This is a genomic window from Streptomyces sp. NPDC059900, assembly GCF_050270335.1.
Lineage (GTDB): Bacteria > Actinomycetota > Actinomycetes > Streptomycetales > Streptomycetaceae > Streptomyces.
In genome coordinates this window covers 1-19,387 of the sequence record NZ_JBNNJZ010000090.1, presented here as the reverse complement: position 1 = coordinate 19,387, position 19,387 = coordinate 1, and the positions used below count along the sequence as shown (strand labels likewise).

The window sequence follows — 19,387 nt, the reverse complement described above, 5'->3', positions numbered from 1 at the left end:
GGCCGCGTCCTGGTCCTGCGCCAGTACCGCCACCCCGTGCGCCACAAGCTCTGGGAGATCCCGGCCGGGCTGCTCGACGTGCCCGGCGAGAACCCCCTGCACGCCGCCCAGCGCGAGCTCTACGAAGAGGCGCACGTCAAGGCGGAGGACTGGCGTGTCCTGACCGACGTCTTCACCACGCCCGGCGGCTGTGACGAGGCCGTGCGCATCTTCCTCGCCCGCGATCTCTCCGAGGCCGAGGGCGAGCGCTTCGAAGTCTCCGAGGAGGAGGCCGACATGGAGCTGGCGCGGGTACCGCTCGAAGAGCTCGTACGCGGTGTGCTCGCCGGTGAGCTGCACAACAACTGCCTGGTCGTGGGCGCCCTTTCGCTGACCGCCGTGCTGGGCGGCGACGGCGTCGACGCGCTGCGCCCGGCCGACGCGCCCTGGCCCGCGCGCCCCTTCGAGGCCTGAGCCAGCGACTCCGGTATGACGATCTACTGATCCGATCGGGGGACTTGTGCGCGCCGCTCGCCGGGGCGGGCCCCGGGGCCTGAACTAGGCTCTGGAAGCGTCCCGACCGGAGTCCCGGCGGGTTCGCGCGCAGGCGGACGGAGCATGGCCCGTGACGGATCAGGCGGTCGACACGGACGGATCGGCAGCGGGCGGCGCGGTGCCGCGGCCCGCCCCGGACCGGACTCACGACGACGGCCGATTCGTCGGCAGGCGCAGGGAGTTGAAAGAGCTCCGCGCCGACATCGACCGCGCCGGACTCGACACCATCTCGGGACGCAAGGCGCCGCGCGCCCGCGTCCTGCTCATCGCGGGCCGCCCCGGATCGGGCCGCACCTCGCTCGCCGGGGAACTCGCACGGCAGGTCGCCGGGAACTACCCCGACGGGGTGCTCCACGCCCACCTCACCGACCCCGACGGCACGCGCGTACCCACGGACCGCACCGCACGCGAACTCCTGGACGCCCTCGGTGTCCCGGCACCCGCGGGTGCCGACGAGGACGAGCTCTGCGAAGTGCTCAGGAACGCGCTCTCGGACCGCAGGGCCCTGCTGCTCCTGGACGGCGCGGCGGACGCCGAGCAGGTCGACCCGCTGATCCCGGACGCGCCCGACTGCCTGGCCGTCGCCGTCTCGGAAGGGCCGCTCACCGGCATCCCCGACGTGCGGCCGTGCACGCTGGGCGGCCTCGACACCCCCGCCGCGGTCGAACTGCTCTCCCGGGCGGCGGGCCCGGTGCGCATCACCGTCGACCCGCGGTCCGCGGAGAGCCTGGTCGAGGCGTGCGCCGCGCACCCCGCCGCGCTCGTCCTGGCCGGCGGCTGGCTCTGCGGGCGGCCCAAGGCCGCCGTCGCCGACCTGGCCAAGCAGGTGCACGACCGGGCCGGGGACGAGTCGGCCTCCGGCGCCCTTGCCCGGATGTTCGAGCTGTCGTACACCTCGCTGCCGGGGGCCGCCGCGCGGATACTGCGGCTCCTGTCCCTGGCGCCGGCCGGCCACGTCGACCCGCACACCGCGTCCGCGCTCGCGGGCTGCTCGGTCTCCGCCGCCCGCACGACCCTGGACGACTTCGTGAAGCTCGGCCTGATCAGGGCCGTGCCGTCGCCGCTTCCGCAGTACGAGCTGCCCGGCTGTCTGGTGCCGCTGCTGCGTGCGCGCACCGAGAGCCAGGACCGGCCCGCGGAGATCCAGCTGGCGCGGGCCAGGATGCTGGAGCGGACCGTACGCCTCCTGCAGTCCTGCCGGGCGATCACGGAGCCGGACGGCTCGACGTCCCGCAAGAAGCTCGCAGGACTGCCCCGCGCCCTGCGCTTCCCCAACCCCGCGGCCGCCTCCGAGTGGCTGCACATCCGCCGCCCCGCCCTGCTCGCCGCCGCCCGCCTCGCGGTGGCCGACGGAGAGCTCGACACCCTGGCCCGGCGCCTGATGGCGGCCCTGACGCGGGCCCTGGTCGCCCACCGGGGCACGGAGGACGCCGCCCCCGACCTGTACGGCATCCACCGCCTGGTCCTGGACGTGGCCGAGCGCCGGAAGCTGCCCCGCGAGAAGGCGGCGGCCCTGCTGAACCTCGCCGACCTGGACGCGAGGACGGGACGTACGCAAGGGGCGCTGGTGCGGTATCGCCTCGCTCTGGACGCCGGACGGGAAGCAAATGATCCGTACGCGACCGGCCGCGCGATGGAATCCGTAGGCGGCGCCTACCAGGAGCTCGGGGACTTCTCGCGGGCCTCCGACTGGTTCGGGCGGGCCCTCGCCCACCGGCTCGCGCGCGACGAGCGCACCGACGCCGCCCGCCTCTACGGCCGCATCGGCACGGTGCACACCTACGCGGGCCGCTACGGCGAGGCCCTGCGCAACTGGAGCTCGGCCGTCACCGGGCACCGCAAGACCGGCGATGTGGCGGGCCAGGCAAGGGCGTTGAGCGAACTGGCCCGGGTGCAGGAGTACGCGGGGCGGCCCGAGGAGTCGCTGCGCACCTGCCAGGAAGCCGTCGAGCTCGCGCGGCAGGCCGAGGACGTACGGCTCCAGGCGGCGCTGCAGCTCAGGCTGGCCGACACCCTGGATCACCTGGGCGACCCGGCGGCCGCCCGGCTGCACCGCAGCGCCGCCGGGCGGATGCTGGGAACAGAGCTCGATGAGGTCACAGGGCGTGCGTCGGGTGATCGACAGAAAGGCGCAGGTGGGGCTTCCGCCTGCGAAATCCGTAGCGCTTCCGCAGAAGATTGATGCATTGAAAGGCTAGACAGCGAGAAGTCCTTCATTAGACTGGCTCCGCCGCGTACTTCCGTGGTGTCTCCGATGCGCCCTCTTGTGTATCGGTATGTAGTGCATTGCCCGAAGAATCCCAGAGCCAAGAGGACCGTGATCGACGTGAAGGTCGGCATCCCCCGCGAGGTCAAGAACAACGAGTTCCGGGTGGCCATCACCCCCGCCGGTGTGCACGAGCTGGTGCGCCACGGCCACCAGGTCGTCATCGAGCGGGACGCCGGTGTCGGCTCCTCGATCACGGACGCGGAGTACGTCTCCGCCGGCGCCCGCATCCTGGACACCGCGGACGAGGTCTGGGCCACGGCCGACCTCCTCCTGAAGGTCAAGGAGCCCATCGCGGAGGAGTACCACCGCCTCCGCAAGGACCAGACCCTCTTCACCTACCTGCACCTGGCCGCCTCCAAGGAGTGCACGGACGCGCTCCTGGAGTCCGGCACCACCGCCATCGCGTACGAGACCGTCGAGACCGCGAACCGCGCGCTCCCGCTGCTCGCCCCGATGTCCGAGGTCGCGGGCCGCCTGGCCCCGCAGGTCGGCGCCTACCACCTGATGGCCGCCAACGGCGGCCGCGGTGTGCTGCCCGGCGGTGTCCCCGGCGTCGCGGCCGGCAAGGCCGTGGTCATCGGCGGCGGCGTCTCCGGCTGGAACGCCATGCAGATCGCCATCGGCATGGGCTTCCACGTGACCCTGCTCGACAAGGACATCAACAAGCTCAAGGAGGCGGACAAGATCTTCGGCACGAAGATCCAGACCGTCGTCTCCAACGCCTTCGAGCTCGAGAAGGCCTGCATCGAGGCCGACCTCGTCATCGGCGCCGTCCTCATCCCGGGTGCCAAGGCGCCCAAGCTCGTCACCAACGAGCTCGTCTCGCGGATGAAGCCGGGAAGTGTCCTTGTCGACATCGCGATCGACCAGGGCGGCTGCTTCGAGGACTCGCACCCGACGACGCACGCCGAGCCGACCTTCCCGGTCCACAACTCGGTGTTCTACTGCGTCGCCAACATGCCCGGCGCGGTGCCCAACACCTCGACGTACGCGCTGACCAACGCGACGATGCCGTACATCGTCGAGCTGGCGAACCGCGGCTGGGCCGAGGCGATCCGCCGCGACAAGGCCCTTGGCCTGGGCCTCAACACCCATGACGGCAAGGTCGTTTACAAGGAGGTCGCCGAGGCGCACGGTCTCGAGCACGTCGAGCTCGAGGCGCTCATCGGCTGAACCTGACCGCTTTCGTCAACGAAAGTCGTCAATCTCACGCCAACGGCCGGACCTTGAGAGGGGTCCGGCCGTATGCGTATGTCCATGGACATGGTCAACTCGCCTTGAACGTAACCCTTTAACCGATTCGCACCCCACGGAATTATGCCGACGGCACGTCGCGCACCCTTGACATGGGGGCGTTCGATTGCCGACACATCGGGCCGGGTCCGGCGGATTGTGTTGCTGCGGAGCGGTGACACGCCATAGAGTCGCCAACCGTCGGCATGGTGCCACGCTGACCTATCGAGAAATTTCCTGGTCACCAAGGAGGTAAGACGACTTGTGAATGAGTCGACATTTGCTCCCGGGGGTGGTCAACCAGGAATGTCTGAGCGCGGCCAAGGACCCGTGGGGCTCGAGGCCGTCGGCTCCGTCGCTGTCCGCACCTTCGCAGCCCGCCAGAACCCCCAGCAGACACAGCCGACACCGTCTGCAGACCAGAGCATGGATGGCCATCACGTGAACGCCATGGCCGGCGACCGGAGTGGCGATAACACCACCCACACCCAACTCGCCGACTACGAGGAACTGCCCCAGGGGCACTTCTACGACCCTGACGCCGAGTACGAGCCCGATCCCGAGTACGCGGCCACGCTGGCCCCGGACGCGGCCCGTCAGCGCCGTGAGCGCATCGGTCCCACGGGACGCCCGCTGCCGTACTTCCCGATCCCGGGTCCGCTGACCGACCACGGTCCCGCGAAGATCATCGCGATGTGCAACCAGAAGGGCGGCGTGGGCAAGACGACGTCGACCATCAACCTGGGTGCCGCGCTCGCGGAGTACGGACGCCGGGTCCTGCTCGTCGACTTCGACCCGCAGGGCGCCCTTTCCGTGGGCCTCGGGGTGAACCCGATGGAGCTGGACCTCACGGTCTACAACCTGCTCATGGAGCGGGGCATGTCGGCGGACGAGGTGCTGCTGAAGACGGCGGTCCCGAACATGGACCTGCTGCCCAGCAACATCGACCTGTCGGCCGCCGAAGTGCAGTTGGTGAGCGAGGTCGCGCGCGAGTCCACGCTCCAGCGGGCCCTGAAGCCGCTGATGCAGGACTACGACTACATCGTGATCGACTGTCAGCCCTCGCTCGGTCTGCTCACCGTGAACGCCCTGACGGCGGCCCACAAGGTGATAGTGCCGCTCGAGTGCGAGTTCTTCGCGCTGCGCGGTGTGGCCCTGCTGACGGAGACCATCGAGAAGGTCCAGGAGCGGCTCAACCCCGACCTGGAGCTCGACGGCATCCTGGCCACCATGTACGACTCCCGCACGGTGCACAGCCGTGAGGTGCTCGCGCGGGTGGTCGAGGCCTTCGACGATCACGTCTACCACACGGTGATCGGACGCACGGTGCGCTTCCCGGAGACCACGGTCGCCGGTGAGCCGATCACGACGTACGCATCGAACTCGGTCGGCGCGGCCGCTTATCGCCAGCTCGCCAGGGAGGTGCTCGCCCGGTGTCACGCCGAGTGAGTCTGCCGGGGGCCGACGAACTGTTCCGTACGACCGGGGGGATGGCGCTGCAGTCGTCGTCCCCGCGACGCCAGGCCAACGGCGAGGCGCGGGTGCCGGGGCCCGCTGGCGAGAGCGACGAGGCCGCTGCCGTCGACGCGCACGGCAGCGTCTCGTCGCAAGAAGGCGGTGACCCCGCCGAACACGGCGCCGCCGACGCGGAGTCGGGCGAGTCCCGCACCCGGTCGGCAGCCGCCGACGCGGAGAAGGAAGGGCGCGCTCCCGCCCGGGGCCAGGAAGGCGCCGCGGCACAGAGCGGCGGCCGGTCCGCGAACTCCTCCTCCACGGCACAGGCACGGCGGCGCGCGCGGGCGGCCAACCGGCGGCCCAGCGGGCGCGAGCGGCACGACGAGAAGATCACCGTGTACGTCTCCGCCGAGGAGCTGATGGACCTCGAGCACGCGCGTCTGGTGCTGCGGGGCGAGCACGGACTCGCGGTCGACCGCGGGCGCATCGTCCGCGAGGCGGTGGCCGTCGTTCTCGCGGATCTTGAGTCCCGCGGGGACGCGAGCATTCTCGTACGACGGCTTCGCGGGCGGTAGCGGTAGCGTTCCCGCCGATGCCCCTGAACGACGATTCCGCACCGGCCGCCCGTCGGCGTGCGCTGGGGCGTGGCCCCGGGGCGGCTCCCGCGGAGCCCGCGCCGGAGCCGGTCCCTGAGCCCGTCCCGGAGCCTGAGGCGCCGGCCGAGTCCGAGGCGCCGGCCGAGTCCGAGGCGCCGGCCGAGTCCGAGGCGCCCGCCGAGGGCGGGGCCGAGGTGTCGCCCGAGCCCGACGACGGGCGGTTCAAGGTCCGCCTCGCCAACTTCGAGGGCCCCTTCGATCTGCTGCTCCAGCTCATCTCGAAGCACAAGATGGACGTCACCGAAGTCGCGCTGTCGACGGTGACCGACGAGTTCATGGCGTACATCCGCGCCATGGGACCCGACTGGGACCTGGATCAGACCACCGAGTTCCTCGTGGTCGCCGCCACCCTGCTCGACCTCAAGGCGGCCCGGCTGCTGCCCTCCGCCGAGGTCGAGGACGAAGCGGATCTGGCGCTGCTCGAAGCGCGGGACCTGCTCTTCGCGCGGCTGCTCCAGTACCGCGCGTACAAGGAGATCGCCGACATCTTCAGCGGGCGGCTCGACGAGGAGGCGCGGCGCTATCCGCGCACGGTCGGTCTGGAGGCCCACCACGCCGAGCTGCTGCCCGAGGTGGTCATCAGCATCGGCGCCGCGGGGTTCGCCGCGCTGGCCGTGAAGGCGATGCAGCCGCGGGCGAAGCCCCAGGTGTACGTCGACCACATCCATGCCCCGCTGGTCTCCGTGCAGGAGCAGGCCGGGGTGGTGGTGGCCCGGCTCCGGGAGCGGGGTCAGATCAGCTTCCAGGTGCTCGTCGAGGACGCGGGGGACACCCTCACCGTCGTGGCCCGCTTCCTGGCTCTCCTGGAGCTGTATCGCGAGAAGGCCGTCGATCTCGACCAGGACGAGGCCCTGGGCGAGCTGATGGTGCGGTGGACCGGCGGGGAGGGCGAAGCCGAGCCGACGGTCACCGACGAGTTCGACCGCGCACCCGATCAGCCGGGTGGGACGACTGAGGAGACGGTCACATGAGTGCGCAGAGTCCTGCGGGTGATCTGGTGAGCGCCGTCGCCGATCTGGAGCTGCGGCCCGCCCTTGAGGCCGTGCTCATGGTCGTCGACGAACCGGCCACCGAGGAGCACCTCGCCAAGATCCTCGACCGGCCCCGGCGGCAGATCGCCGACGCGGTGCGGGAGCTCGCCGACGAGTACACCGTGCAGCGCAGGGGCTTCGAGCTGCGGCTCGTGGCGGGCGGCTGGCGGTTCTACACGCGCCCGGAGTACTCGGCCGCCGTCGAGCGCTTCGTCCTCGACGGTCAGCAGGCGCGGCTCACCCAGGCGGCCCTGGAGACCCTGGCGGTCGTCGCGTACCGCCAGCCGGTCAGCCGGTCGCGGGTCTCCGCGGTGCGCGGAGTGAACTGTGACGGGGTGATGCGGACGCTTCTCCAGCGGGGTCTGGTGGAGGAGGTGGGCGCGGAACCCGAAACAGGTGCGATCCTGTACAGGACGACGAACTACTTTCTGGAGCGGATGGGCCTGCGCGGCCTGGACGAGCTCCCGGAGCTCGCGCCCTTCCTCCCCGAGGCGGAGGCGATCGAGGCCGAGACGCTGGAAGGCGTACCGTCGTTCGATCCGGACGCACCCGATGCACCGGGTTACGAGTACACGCAGGACACAGCCGACTAACGGAAATTTGATGCGAAGCAGCAACGGCAGGAACAGCAGCGGAAACAACGGCGGGAGCCGTGGTGGCAACAGCGGCAGCCGTGGCAGCAGCGGTGGTCGCGGCGGCAGCGGCGGCGGCCGCGGGAACTACCGCGGCGCCGGCAACAGCCGGGACGACCGGCGCGACGACAGGCGTGACGACCGGCGCGACGACCGCCGGGACGACAGGCCCAGCAGGCCGAAGAAGCCGCGTCCCGAGGAGCGTCGCTACGACGTGGGCCCCGGCGGCAACCAGGACGGCCCGAAGTCCGGGCGCGGCGCCTCCGCGCGCGGCGGCGCCAAGGGCGGCCCCAGGGCGCCCCAGGGCCCGGCCAGGGGCAGCGGCAACCGGCGCGGCGCGGGAGTTCCCTCGACGTCCCGTGAGTACGACGCGCGGCAGGAAGAGCGCAACCGCGAGCGTTACGCGGGCAAGCCGAAGGTGAGCACGCCCAAGACCTTCCCCGGCGCCGAGCAGGAGGGCGAGCGCCTCCAGAAGATCCTCGCCCGCGCGGGCTACGGCTCGCGGCGTGCCTGCGAGGAGCTGGTCGACGAGGCCCGTGTCGAGGTCAACGGCGAGATCGTCATGGAGCAGGGGCTGCGCGTCGACCCCGAGAAGGACGAGATCAAGGTGGACGGCCTGACGGTCGCCACGCAGTCGTACCAGTTCTTCTCGCTGAACAAGCCTGCCGGTGTCGTCTCCACCATGGAGGACAACGAGGGCCGCCAGTGCCTGGGCGACTACGTGACCAACCGCGAGACGCGCCTCTTCCACGTGGGACGGCTCGACACCGAGACCGAGGGCGTCATCCTGCTCACCAACCACGGTGAGCTGGCCCATCGCCTCACGCACCCGAAGTACGGCGTGAAGAAGGTCTACCTCGCGCACATCGTCGGCCCGATCCCTCGTGACCTGGGCAAGCAGCTCAAGGACGGCATCCAGCTCGAGGACGGGTACGCCCGCGCGGACCACTTCCGCGTCGTCGAGCAGACCGGCAAGAACTACCTGGTCGAGGTGACGCTGCACGAGGGCCGCAAGCACATCGTGCGCCGCATGCTCGCGGAGGCCGGGTTCCCGGTCGACAAGCTGGTGCGGACGTCCTTCGGGCCGATCACGCTCGGCGACCAGAAGTCCGGATGGCTGCGCAGGCTGTCCAACACCGAGGTCGGCATGCTGATGCAGGAAGTCGACCTGTAGGCGAGAGCGAGTCCGGCGAAGGCGGCCGGTCCCTGCGGATGCAGGGGCCGGCCGCCTTTTTGCGTTGCGGGACCGGCCCGCCCGCCTTTATAGTCGCACTGACCATAAAGGGAGAGGGGGGAGTCATGCAGGGCTACGACAAGTACGCGTTCGAACCGTTCGCCGTCACCGTCGACCTCGCCGTCTTCACCGTCCGCGCGGGCCGCCTGCACGTGCTGCTCGTCGAGCGCGGCCAGGAACCGTACGCGGGACGCTGGGCCCTGCCCGGCGGATTCGTGCTGCCGGACGAGTCCGCCGAGACCGCCGCGGGACGCGAGCTCGCCGAGGAGACCGGCCTCGCGGACAGCGCGGGGCTCCACCTGGAGCAGCTGCGCACCTACAGCGCACCGGACCGCGATCCCCGGATGCGTGTCGTCTCGGTCGCCTTCGCCGCGCTCGTCCCCGATCCGCCCGCGGTGCGCGCGGGCAGCGACGCGGCCCGCGCGGAGTGGCTGCCCTACGGCACCCCGGGGCCGCTCGCCTTCGACCACGACCAGATCCTCGCCGACGCCCACGACCGCGTGTGCGCCAAGTTCGAGTACACCGGCCTGGCCACGGCCTTCTGCCCGCCCGAGTTCACGCTCGGCGAGCTGCGCCAGGTCTACGAGACGGTGTGGGCCGCCGATCTCGACCCCGCCAACTTCCGGCGCAAGGTGCTCGGCACCCCCGGCTTCGTCGAGGCGATCCCGGGCGCCGCGCGCCTGACCGGCGGCCGGGGCAAACCGGCGGCCCTCTACCGGGCGGGCCCGGCCACCGCCCTGCACCCGCCCCTCCTGCGCCCCTCGACCGCCCTTTCGGAAGGAAGCTCCTCATGAAGCGTGCCGCCACCGGATCCCTGATCGGCCTCGCCCTCGGGGACGCGCTCGGTTTCCCGACCGAGTTCAACGACGTGCCGTCGATCCTCGCCAAGTGCGGGCCCTGGCGGGAGATGGAGCTGCCCCGGCCCGCGATCGTCACGGACGACACGCAGATGACGCTGGCGCTCGGCCGCGGCCTGCATACCGCCATGGGCCGCGGACTGCTCGTGCCCAAGCGGATGGAGCGGCCGGTGCGCGAGGAGTTCGTGGAGTGGTACCAGTCGCCGGAGAACAACCGCGCGCCCGGCAACACCTGCCTGAAGGCCTGCTACCTCCTCAAGACCGGAAAGCCGTGGGAGGAGGCCAGCCAGGTGCACTCCAAGGGCTGCGGCGCCAACATGCGCGTCGCGCCCGTCGGGCTCGTCCCCGGCCTCAGCGACGCGCAACGGTCCGGCGCCGCCCAGCTCCAGTCCGCCCTCACCCACGGCCACCCCACCGCGCTCGCGGCCAGCGACCTCACCGCGTACGCGGTCAAGCTGCTCGCCGGGGGCGCGGAACCGATGGGCCTGGTCGGGCTGCTGCGCTCGTACGCCATCGAGAACCGCACCCGCTACCGCCACGACTGGCTCGGCGACCTGTGGACCCGCTCCCAGGACCCGACCCCCGAACACTTCATCGCGCGCGGCTGGGACGACTGCCTCGCGATCCTGGAACGCCTCGCGGCCGCGCTGCGCGACGCCAACCCGGAGACCGACCCTTGCCTGGCCACCGGCGCGGGCTGGATAGCCGAAGAAGCCCTCGCCACCGGCCTGCTGTGCTTCCTGATGTTCCCCGACGAGCCTCTCACCGCCCTGCGCCGGGCGGCCTGCACCTCGGGCGACTCCGACTCGATCGCCTGCCTGGCCGGCGCGTTCGCGGGGGCCCACCTGGGCGCGGACGTCTGGCCCGCCGAGTGGGCCGAGCGGATCGAATACCGGGAGGAACTCCTCCGGCTCGGAGCGCTCTGGGATTCTTGAGGCATGACTGTCGACCTCGGCCCCGGCCTCTACGCCGATCTCGCTTCCGTCGCGGCGGAGCAGAAGGACCCTCTGCTGTTCGCGACGGTCTCGGGAGCTCACCTGTACGGCTTCCCGTCCCGCGACTCCGACGTGGACCTGCGCGGGGTGCATCTGCTGCCGGTGACCGATCTGGTGGGGCTGCGGGAGCCGGAGGAGACCCGCTCGGAGATGTGGGACCGCGACGGCGTGGAGATGGACCTCGTCACGCACGACCTGCGCAAGTTCGTGAGCCTGATGCTGCGGCACAACGGCTACGTCCTGGAGCAGCTGCTCTCGCCGCTGGTGGCGCACACGACGGACGCCCACGCGGAGCTCGTCTCGCTGGCGCCCTCGGTGCTCACCAGCCATCACGCCCACCACTACCGCGGGTTCGCCAGGACCCAGTGGCGGCTCTTCGAGAAGAACGGCGAGCTCAAGCCGCTGCTCTACACGTTCCGCGTACTGCTGACCGGGATCCATCTGATGCGCAGCGGTTGTGTGCTCGCCCATCTGCCCACGCTCGTGGAGGAGGTGGGCGGCTCCGTGGCCCCCGCCTATCTGCCGGACCTCGTCAGCGCCAAGAGCGAGGCCGAGCACGGCGGCGCCGACGTGGACCGTGCGCTCGTGGCCGCCGACGTGGAGCGGCTGCACGGAGTCCTCGACGAGGCGCAGGCGGGCTCAGGGCTTCCGGGCGTCCCCCGTGCGTTCGACGCCCTGGACGATCTCGTCGTGCGGGTACGGCTCGAGGGCTGATGCCCGGCGTACGCGGAACAGGAAGTCCGCCACCCGCTCCCGGTCCGGCTCGGCGGGCAGCGGCGAGCGGGCGGCCGCCGTCTCCGCCTCCCGGGCGAGGCGCCGCATCTGGGACTCGACCTCCGGCCAGGGCACCTCGCCGCGCTTGACCGCGAGCAGCGGTTCGCGCTGGTCGCCGACGTCGATCGTCAGGCTGCCGGTGCGCAGGAGGTCGCGGCAGCTCGTCAGGAGGCGCAAGAGGTGCATGGCGTGCTTCCAGCGGGGGGCGCCGTGCAGGCGTACGTCGTCCGTGAGCTTCTTGTGCTGGCCCAGTGCGTAGCGGGCGAACGTGTCGTGGGCGTGGCGGGAGAGGAACGCGTCGCGCAGGGCGAGGAGTTCGCGGCCGGTGTCCGTGACGTGTTCCACCAAGGGGGAGTGCAGGCACTCCAGGATGTTCGGGTTGGCGCGCAGGGCCAGTTCGCAAAAGCGCTCCACTTCCCAGCTGAACTGTTCCTCCGCAGGGCCTTCCAGGTGCGTGGGCGGCTTCTCGAAGCGCCAGAAGAGCGGTGTGGGGGCCAGGAAGACACCCCTGCGGTCGGTGTCGCTGCCGTCCGTGGCCAGGCCGAAGGCGCGCGAGCCCATCACGCAGGCATAGACGGTGTGGTCGCGTACGAGATCCAGGGCCGGGGCCTCGACGTCCTTGGGGCTGTGCATGCCCGGAGCGTACGGCCGCCGACTAGGCGAGGGTGATCGAATTTCCGGTGACCGTGATGTTCTGCGGGTCCAGCGGGCGCGGCGCGGGGCCGCCCGCCACCGAGGCGTCCGCCACCTTGTACTTGCTGCCGTGGCAGGGGCAGTTGATCGTGCCGCCCGCGACCTCGGCGACCACGCAGCCCGAGTGGGTGCAGACCGCGGAGAAGGCCTTGAAGTCGCCCTTCTCGGGCTGGGTCACGACGACCTTCTTGTCCTTGAAGATCTTGCCGCCGCCGACCGGGATGTCGGAGGTCTTGGCCAGCTCCTCGCCCTTGGGCGGCGGTTGCTTCTTCCCGCCGGACTTCGACGGCGCCGCCGAGGTGGCCGCCGACGTCGGCGGCGGCTGCTCCGGCTCCGCGCCCTCGTCGCCGTACTTGCTGCATCCCGCGGTCAGCGCGACCGCGCCGCCCGCCGCGAGGACACCGCGCCGGGAAGGCCGTGTGCCGCTCATGTCGTCACCCCGAACGTACGGAAGAACCACAGCGCCGACGTCCACCAGACCACCGTGAGGACCACGAAGACCAGGCCCCCGACCACCGGAAGCAGCCAGCCGGGCAGCTTCTCCGAGCGGAGCAGCAGCATCTTGGCGCTGAACGCGCCGAAGAAGAAGCAGCCGAGCAGCGAGTGCCACATCACCCGCGTCGAGTACGTCTGATAGCCGAGGGCGTAGAGGCAGTGGACCGCCACGGGCACCGACACCAGGAACGCGATCCGGCCCGACCAGCGGTGCAGCGCCGACGACCAGGACGGCCCCGGCAGGCGTCCGTACACCATGAGTGCCGAGACGACCTGGACCAGGGCGAAGGCGAACGCCGTCGAGCCGAGCCAGGCCTTGACCGCGCTCGTGCTGCTGAACCCGGCGAGGTTGAACGCCGTGCCCGCGGGGTCGTGCGACTTGCCGTACACGCCAAGGCCCACCGCGACGGCCGCGGCGACCAGGGCGGGGACGAGGAAGCGGGCGGCGCGCGGGCGGCGGTGCTCGCCCGCGCCGGGGGGCGGGCCGAAGCCGCCCTGTGTCGCGGCGTTCGGATCGACGCTCATGGCGGCTCCCTGGTCGGGGCGGAGCGGGGTCAGGGCACGACGGGGCGGGCGGTGAGTTCGCCGCCGTCGTACGGGACGGCGCCGCTCTCCGGGTCGAGGCGCGGGGCGGGCTGCGGCTTGCCGTCCTCCTTGAGGATTCCGACCTGCCGCCCGTCGGGCAGGACGATCCAGCCGCCGTCGATCTCGGCGCCGCGCACCTCGGTGGTCGCGCGGTACAGGCCGGAGGGCTTCTTGGCCCTGGCGGCGGTGAAGTCCCGCGGCTGCTTGTCGATCTCGACCGTGCCGCGGACCGCGTTGTCGGCGAGGGTGGCGTCCAGCTTCGCGCCGTTCTTGCCGGTCAGGCGCATGGAACCGTCGTCCTTGACGTCGCCCTTCAGCCAGGACTCGGCGTCACGGCCGTTGCAGTAGTACGCGATGGCTTTGTCGTCACGGACCGAGACGGAGACCGCGGCGGCGTCGTCGGCCGTGCGGCCCGCGTACTCGGACTTCCCGGCCGGCCTCTTCGCAGGGCTCTTCGACGGGCTCTTGGTGGGCGCGGGCGTGCTTTTGGTGGGCTTCGCGGACGGGGAGGCCGGCGAGGTCGCGCCGGGCGAGTCCTTCCCGTACGACGAATTGCCCTCCCCTGTCGTCGCGTTGAGCGACAGCATGAACAGGGCGAGCAGCAGTCCCCCCAGAAGCGTGTAGAGCGGTCCCGAGCGCTTCATGCGGCCTCCCCCGAGGCGTGGGCCGTGACGGCTCCTCCATGCAAGCGGACCCGTGCCCCGGCGTCCATAGTTGAACGCCCACCAATCGGCCCAAGTGGCGACAGGGGGCGATTCGGGTGACATTGGCAGGGTCTGAGGCCCGCGCCCCTCGATGCGCCGGCCCGGCCACTCACTCGAAAGGCGCGACCATGGCGGGTAACGATCTGGGAAGCCTTCTCGGCGGTCTCCTCGGCGGCGGCCAAGGGGGCCAGGGCGGCCAAGGAGGCCACGGCGGCTCCGGAGGCGGCAACGTCCTCGGCTCGCTGCTCGGCGGCCTCCTCGGCGGCGGCGCGGGCGGTGCCGGTGGCGCCGGTGGCGCCGGCGCGCAGGGCGGCAATCCGCTGGGCGGCCTGATGGACATGATCACGAAGTCGGGCCTGGTCAGCCAGGACCAGCTCGACTCCTGGGTCGGCAAGGGCGACAACCAGCCGCTGAGCCCGGACCACGTCAAGCAGGCCGTCCCCGACGAGACCCTGGACAGGGTCGCCACCGAGGCGGGCGTCAGCCGTGACGAGGCCGCCGACCAGATCGCGCGGCAGCTGCCGCAGGCCGTGGACAAACTGACCCCGGAAGGGCAGGTTCCGTCCGGCTCCCTGGAGGACCTCATCAAGGAGCAGAAGCTCTGACCCCACCGTGCTCCCCACCCCGGTGAGGCACGCGGCGTCCGTCTCGGCAGGCGGGCGCCGCGCACCCGTCCCCGGGGGCCTGACTACCCTTGTCGGTACATCAGTCATACGTACGCGAGCGAGGAGCAGCACTGTGGCGGTACGAGCGGTCCGGGGCGCCGTCCAACTGGAACGGGACGCGGCCGACCACATGGACGAGCAGGTCAGCGAGCTGCTCACCGCCATCATCGAGCGGAACGGGCTGAGCCAGGAGGACCTGATCAGCATCTGGTTCACCGCGACGCCCGACCTGCACAGCGACTTCCCCGCGGCGGCGGCCCGCAGGCTCGGCATCGTGGACGTCCCGCTGATCTGCGCCCAGGAGCTGCAGATCGAGGGCGCCATGCCCCGGGTGGTCCGCGTCCTCGCGCACATCGAGTCCGAGAAGCCCCGCGCCGAGATCACGCACGTCTACCTCGGCGCCGCGGCCACCCTGCGCAAGGACATCGCCCAGTGAGAACCGCCCTCGTCATCGGCACCGGCCTGATCGGCACCTCCGCGGCCCTGGCCCTGGCCTCGCGCGGCGTGACCGTGCACCTCGCCGACCACGACCCCGGTCAGGCCCGCACGGCGGCCGCGCTCGGCGCGGGCACCGACGAGGCGCCCGAAGGCCGGGTCGACCTGTGTGTCGTCGCCGTACCGCCCGCGCACGTCGCGGCGACCCTGGCCGACGTCATGCGGCGCGGCGTGGCCCGCGGCTACCTCGACGTGGCGAGCGTCAAGGGCGGCCCGCGCCGCGAGCTCGAAGCCCTCGGCATCGACCTCACCCCGTACATCGGCACGCACCCCATGTCGGGGCGCGAGCGCAACGGCCCCCTGGCCGGTACCGCCGACCTCTTCGAGGGGCGGCCCTGGGTCCTCACGCCCACCCGTGACACCGACACCGAGGTCCTCAACCTCGCCCTGGAGCTGGTCGCCCTCTGCCGTGCCGTGCCGGTCGTCATGGACGCCGACGCGCACGACCGCGCGGTCGCGCTCGTCTCGCACATGCCGCACCTGGTCTCCAGCATGGTCGCCGCACGCCTGGAGAACGCCGAGGAGACGGCGGTGCGCCTGTGCGGGCAGGGCATCCGTGACGTCACACGCATCGCCGCGTCGGACCCGGGCATGTGGATCGACATCCTGTCGGCCAACCCCGGCCCCGTCGCCGATCTGCTTTCCGCCGTCGCCGCCGACCTCGACGAGACGGTGACGGCGCTGCGGGCCCTGCAATCCGCGGACGACGCCAAACGGCGCGAAGGCGCCGCCGGGGTCGAGAGCATGCTGCGGCGCGGGAACGCGGGACAGATCCGGGTGCCCGGCAAGCACGGCGCCGCCCCGACGACGTACGAGGTCGTAGCGGTGCTCATCGACGACCAGCCGGGACAGCTGGCGAGGATCTTCGCCGACGCGGACCGGGCCGGCGTGAACATCGAGGACGTACGCATCGAGCACGCGACGGGCCAGCAGGCGGGCCTCATGCAGCTGATGGTGGAGCCGAAGGCGGTTCCGGTGCTCACCGCGGCGCTGCGCGAGCGGGGCTGGGCGATCCGGCAGTAAAGGCCCGGGGCATCCGGCAGTAAGAGGTGCGCGCGGGGGCCGGTAACCTTGTGCGGGGCGTGTCTGCGCCCCGCTACCCCGCCCCCGCGTCCTGAGAAAGGTTTCGCACCCCGTGGAAACCGTGGAAACCGCCGGTCCGGCGCCCGCAGCAGTGATCGTCGCCATCGACGGGCCCTCCGGCACGGGCAAGTCGAGCACCTCGAAGGCCGTCGCCGCCCAGCTCGGCCTCAGCTACCTGGACACCGGCGCCCAGTACCGCGCGATCACCTGGTGGATGGTCCACAACGGCATCGAGCTGAGCGACCCCACCGCCATCGCCGCGGTCGCGGGCAAGCCCGAGATCATCTCCGGCACCGACCCGCTCGCCCCGACCATCACGGTCGACGGCACGGACGTCGCAGGGCCGATCCGCACCACCGAGGTCACCTCCAAGGTCAGCGCCGTCAGCGCCGTCCCCGAGGTGCGCGCCCGCATCACGGAGCTGCAGCGCACCATCGCCGCGTCCGCCGAGAAGGGCATCGTCGTCGAGGGCCGTGACATCGGTACGACCGTCCTGCCCGACGCCGACCTGAAGATCTTCCTGACGGCTTCGCCGGAGGCCCGCGCGGCCCGCCGCAGCGGCGAGCTCAAGGGCGCGGACGTCGCCGCCACGCGTGAGGCGCTCATCAAGCGGGACACCGCCGACTCGAGCCGCAAGACGTCCCCCCTTGCCAAGGCCGGCGACGCCGTCGAGGTGGACACCACCGAGCTCACGCTCCAGCAGGTCATCGAGTGCGTCGTCACCCTTGTCGAGGAGAAGCGGGCGGCGAAGTGACCGCGGCGCCGTCGGAACGGGGTGCGGAGGTCGGCCGCCGCATCGGCGTCGGCCTCATGTACGGCCTGTGGAAGCCCCGCGTCCTCGGCGCCTGGAAGGTCCCCGCGACCGGCCCGGTGATCCTGGCCGTGAACCACTCCCACAACGTCGACGGCCCGATGGTGATGGGGACGGCACCGAGGCCGACGCACTTCCTCATCAAGAAGGAAGCGTTCGTCGGACCCCTCGACCGCTTCCTGCGCGGCATCGGGCAGGTGAAGGTGGACCGGGACATCGCCGACCGCACGGCGATCACCCGGGCCCTCGGCATCCTCGACGACGGCGGCGTACTGGGGATCTTCCCCGAGGGCACCAGAGGCGAGGGCAACTTCGCCTCGCTGCGCTCCGGCCTCGCCTACTTCGCCGTACGCAGCGGAGCGCCGATCGTTCCGGTCGCGGTCCTGGGAAGCACGGAGAAGCGCGGACGGTTGATAAAGGGGCTGCCCCCGCTGCGCAGCAGGGTCGACGTCGTCTTCGGAGACCCTTTCGAAGCGGGCGACTCCGGCGGGCGGCGCACGCGCAAGGCCCTCGACGAGGCGACCGTGCGCATCCAGGAGCGGCTCACCGCTCACCTGGACGACGCCAGGCGCCTGACCGGGCACTGAGCGAGACTTTCAGTAGTGGCCCGCCGCGAGGCGGTCCACCGATCACGAACACGACAGAGGTACGGACTTCATGAACGACCAGATCCAGCCCGAAGGCTCGGCCGAGCCTGAGCACGGGGCGCTTGGCGACGCCGAGTACGCGGAGTTCATGGAGCTCGCCGCGGAGGAGGGCTTCGACGCCGAGGAAGTCGAAGGCGCGATCGGCGACGCGGGCCACGGCCCGCTGCCCGCCCTCGCGGTGGTCGGCCGCCCGAACGTCGGCAAGTCGACCCTCGTCAACCGCATCATCGGCCGCCGCGAGGCCGTCGTCGAGGACAAGCCGGGCGTCACCCGCGACCGCGTGACGTACGAGGCCGAGTGGGCGGGCCGCCGCTTCAAGCTCGTCGACACCGGCGGCTGGGAGCAGGACGTCCTCGGCATCGACGCGTCCGTGGCCGCCCAGGCCGAGTACGCGATCGAGGCCGCCGACGCGGTCGTCTTCGTCGTGGACGCCACGGTCGGCGCCACCGACACCGACGAAGCCGTCGTACGGCTGCTCCGCAAGTCGGGCAAGCCCGTCGTCCTGTGCGCCAACAAGGTGGACGGCCAGTCCGGCGAGGCCGACGCCACCGCCCTGTGGTCCCTCGGCCTCGGCGAGCCGCACCCCGTCTCCGCACTGCACGGCCGCGGCACCGGCGACATGCTGGACGCCGTCATCGACGCCCTTCCCGACGCGCCCGCGGCGAGCTTCGGCACCGCCATCGGCGGCCCGCGCCGCATCGCGCTCATCGGCCGCCCGAACGTCGGCAAGTCGTCCCTGCTCAACAAGGTGGCCAACGAGAACCGCGTGGTCGTCAACGAGATCGCGGGCACCACCCGTGACCCGGTCGACGAGCTCATCGAACTCGGCGGCGTCGTGTGGAAGTTCGTGGACACCGCGGGCATCCGCAAGCGCGTCCACCTCCAGCAGGGCGCCGACTACTACGCCTCGCTGCGCACGGCCGCCGCCGTCGAGAAGGCGGAGGTCGCGGTCATCCTGATCGACGCGAGCGAGTCGATCAGCGTCCAGGACCAGCGCATCGTCACGATGGCCGTCGAGGCGGGCCGCGCGATCGTCGTCGCGTACAACAAGTGGGACACCCTCGACGAGGAGCGCCGCTACTACCTGGAGCGGGAGATCGAGACCGAGCTCCTCCAGGTGGCGTGGGCCCCGCGGGTCAATGTCTCCGCCGCCACCGGCCGGCACATGGAGAAGCTCGTCCCGGCGATCGAGACGGCCCTCGCGGGTTGGGAGACGCGCGTGCCGACCGGGCGGCTCAACGCCTTCCTCGGCGAGCTCGTGGCCTCCCACCCGCACCCGATCCGGGGCGGCAAGCAGCCCCGCATCCTCTTCGGCACCCAGGCGGGCACGAAGCCGCCGCGGTTCGTGCTCTTCTCCTCCGGCTTCATCGAGCACGGCTACCGCCGCTTCGTGGAGCGCAGGCTCCGCGAGGAGTTCGGCTTCGAGGGCACGCCGATCCACATCTCGGTGCGGGTGCGCGAGAAGCGCGGCCGCAACAAGTAGGCACGGACGGACCAACGGGCCGGGGCCCGCCTCCTTCAAGGAGGCGGGCCCCGGCC

The 19,387-nt window shown here is 71.6% G+C and carries 21 protein-coding genes; 17 read left to right on the top strand and 4 right to left on the bottom strand.

Features of this window, described 5'->3' with window-relative positions; genetic code table 11:
• From ACQKIP_RS15730 to ACQKIP_RS15680, 11 genes are all read left to right on the top strand, one after another.
• Nucleotides 1-453, top strand: a 453-nt coding sequence (locus ACQKIP_RS15730; RefSeq protein WP_427743206.1) for an NUDIX domain-containing protein, incomplete at its 5' end; no start/stop codon positions are given.
• Between the two features lie 151 nt (nucleotides 454-604).
• On the top strand, nucleotides 605-2,716 hold the full coding sequence (locus ACQKIP_RS15725) for a tetratricopeptide repeat protein (protein WP_427743204.1): 2,112 nt from the start codon (nucleotides 605-607) through the stop codon (nucleotides 2,714-2,716).
• 144 nt (nucleotides 2,717-2,860) lie between these two features.
• Entirely contained in the window at nucleotides 2,861-3,976 is a 1,116-nt protein-coding gene (gene ald, locus ACQKIP_RS15720; protein ID WP_365860170.1) for an alanine dehydrogenase, read from the top strand.
• Nucleotides 3,977-4,342: 366 nt separating this feature from the next.
• A complete protein-coding gene (locus ACQKIP_RS15715; protein WP_365859891.1) occupies nucleotides 4,343-5,485 on the top strand; it encodes a ParA family protein in 1,143 nt (380 codons plus the stop codon).
• On the top strand, nucleotides 5,470-6,066 hold the full coding sequence (locus ACQKIP_RS15710; protein WP_365859892.1) for a hypothetical protein: 597 nt from the start codon (nucleotides 5,470-5,472) through the stop codon (nucleotides 6,064-6,066). Before ACQKIP_RS15715 ends, ACQKIP_RS15710 begins: the two co-directional genes overlap by 16 nt.
• A gap of 17 nt (nucleotides 6,067-6,083) precedes the next feature.
• Nucleotides 6,084-7,118, top strand: coding sequence for a segregation and condensation protein A (locus ACQKIP_RS15705; RefSeq protein ID WP_365859893.1), 1,035 nt, complete (start codon nucleotides 6,084-6,086; stop codon nucleotides 7,116-7,118).
• Entirely contained in the window at nucleotides 7,115-7,771 is a 657-nt protein-coding gene (scpB, locus tag ACQKIP_RS15700; protein ID WP_365859894.1) for an SMC-Scp complex subunit ScpB, read from the top strand. Before ACQKIP_RS15705 ends, scpB begins: the two co-directional genes overlap by 4 nt.
• A gap of 10 nt (nucleotides 7,772-7,781) precedes the next feature.
• Nucleotides 7,782-8,984 (top strand): pseudouridine synthase, encoded by a 1,203-nt coding sequence (locus tag ACQKIP_RS15695; RefSeq protein WP_365859895.1) that lies wholly within the window; start codon nucleotides 7,782-7,784, stop codon nucleotides 8,982-8,984.
• Nucleotides 8,985-9,109: 125 nt separating this feature from the next.
• Nucleotides 9,110-9,838: an NUDIX hydrolase gene (locus ACQKIP_RS15690; RefSeq protein WP_365859896.1), complete on the top strand. Its 729-nt coding sequence runs from the start codon at nucleotides 9,110-9,112 to the stop codon at nucleotides 9,836-9,838.
• Nucleotides 9,835-10,836: an ADP-ribosylglycohydrolase family protein gene (locus ACQKIP_RS15685; protein WP_365859897.1), complete on the top strand. Its 1,002-nt coding sequence runs from the start codon at nucleotides 9,835-9,837 to the stop codon at nucleotides 10,834-10,836. The genes ACQKIP_RS15690 and ACQKIP_RS15685 overlap by 4 nt, the downstream gene beginning before the upstream one ends.
• 3 nt (nucleotides 10,837-10,839) lie before the next feature.
• The gene (locus ACQKIP_RS15680) at nucleotides 10,840-11,610 is read left to right on the top strand and encodes a nucleotidyltransferase domain-containing protein (protein WP_365859898.1); all 771 of its coding nucleotides are present in this window, start codon (nucleotides 10,840-10,842) and stop codon (nucleotides 11,608-11,610) included.
• Here the strand turns inward: ACQKIP_RS15680 and ACQKIP_RS15675 are convergent.
• From ACQKIP_RS15675 to ACQKIP_RS15660, 4 genes are read right to left on the bottom strand one after another with little or no spacing between them, the layout of a single operon-like run.
• Nucleotides 11,536-12,303, bottom strand: coding sequence for a nucleotidyltransferase domain-containing protein (locus tag ACQKIP_RS15675; protein ID WP_365859899.1), 768 nt, complete (start codon nucleotides 12,301-12,303; stop codon nucleotides 11,536-11,538). The genes ACQKIP_RS15680 and ACQKIP_RS15675 overlap by 75 nt on opposite strands.
• Nucleotides 12,304-12,325: 22 nt before the next feature.
• Nucleotides 12,326-12,793: a Rieske (2Fe-2S) protein gene (locus tag ACQKIP_RS15670; protein WP_365859900.1), complete on the bottom strand. Its 468-nt coding sequence runs from the start codon at nucleotides 12,791-12,793 to the stop codon at nucleotides 12,326-12,328.
• Nucleotides 12,790-13,383, bottom strand: coding sequence for a DUF6529 family protein (locus ACQKIP_RS15665; protein WP_365859901.1), 594 nt, complete (start codon nucleotides 13,381-13,383; stop codon nucleotides 12,790-12,792). Before ACQKIP_RS15665 ends, ACQKIP_RS15670 begins: the two co-directional genes overlap by 4 nt.
• 29 nt (nucleotides 13,384-13,412) lie before the next feature.
• On the bottom strand, nucleotides 13,413-14,087 hold the full coding sequence (locus tag ACQKIP_RS15660; protein ID WP_365859902.1) for a hypothetical protein: 675 nt from the start codon (nucleotides 14,085-14,087) through the stop codon (nucleotides 13,413-13,415).
• Between the two features lie 188 nt (nucleotides 14,088-14,275).
• Here ACQKIP_RS15660 and ACQKIP_RS15655 point away from each other — a divergent pair, with 188 nt between their 5' ends.
• The 6 genes from ACQKIP_RS15655 to der all read left to right on the top strand — a co-directional run bounded on the left by ACQKIP_RS15655 (nucleotide 14,276) and on the right by der (nucleotide 19,331).
• Complete coding sequence (locus ACQKIP_RS15655) at nucleotides 14,276-14,752, top strand: YidB family protein (RefSeq protein WP_365859903.1); 477 nt, start codon at nucleotides 14,276-14,278, stop codon at nucleotides 14,750-14,752.
• Between the two features lie 133 nt (nucleotides 14,753-14,885).
• Nucleotides 14,886-15,248, top strand: coding sequence for a chorismate mutase (gene aroH, locus ACQKIP_RS15650; RefSeq protein WP_365859904.1), 363 nt, complete (start codon nucleotides 14,886-14,888; stop codon nucleotides 15,246-15,248).
• Nucleotides 15,245-16,330, top strand: coding sequence for a prephenate dehydrogenase (locus ACQKIP_RS15645; protein ID WP_365859905.1), 1,086 nt, complete (start codon nucleotides 15,245-15,247; stop codon nucleotides 16,328-16,330). The genes aroH and ACQKIP_RS15645 overlap by 4 nt, the downstream gene beginning before the upstream one ends.
• A 112-nt stretch (nucleotides 16,331-16,442) precedes the next feature.
• Entirely contained in the window at nucleotides 16,443-17,144 is a 702-nt protein-coding gene (gene cmk / locus ACQKIP_RS15640; RefSeq protein ID WP_427743197.1) for a (d)CMP kinase, read from the top strand.
• A complete protein-coding gene (locus tag ACQKIP_RS15635) occupies nucleotides 17,102-17,788 on the top strand; it encodes a lysophospholipid acyltransferase family protein (protein ID WP_365859906.1) in 687 nt (228 codons plus the stop codon). Before cmk ends, ACQKIP_RS15635 begins: the two co-directional genes overlap by 43 nt.
• 70 nt (nucleotides 17,789-17,858) lie before the next feature.
• Complete coding sequence (der, locus tag ACQKIP_RS15630; protein WP_365859907.1) at nucleotides 17,859-19,331, top strand: ribosome biogenesis GTPase Der; 1,473 nt, start codon at nucleotides 17,859-17,861, stop codon at nucleotides 19,329-19,331.
• Nucleotides 19,332-19,387 lie beyond the last annotated feature (56 nt).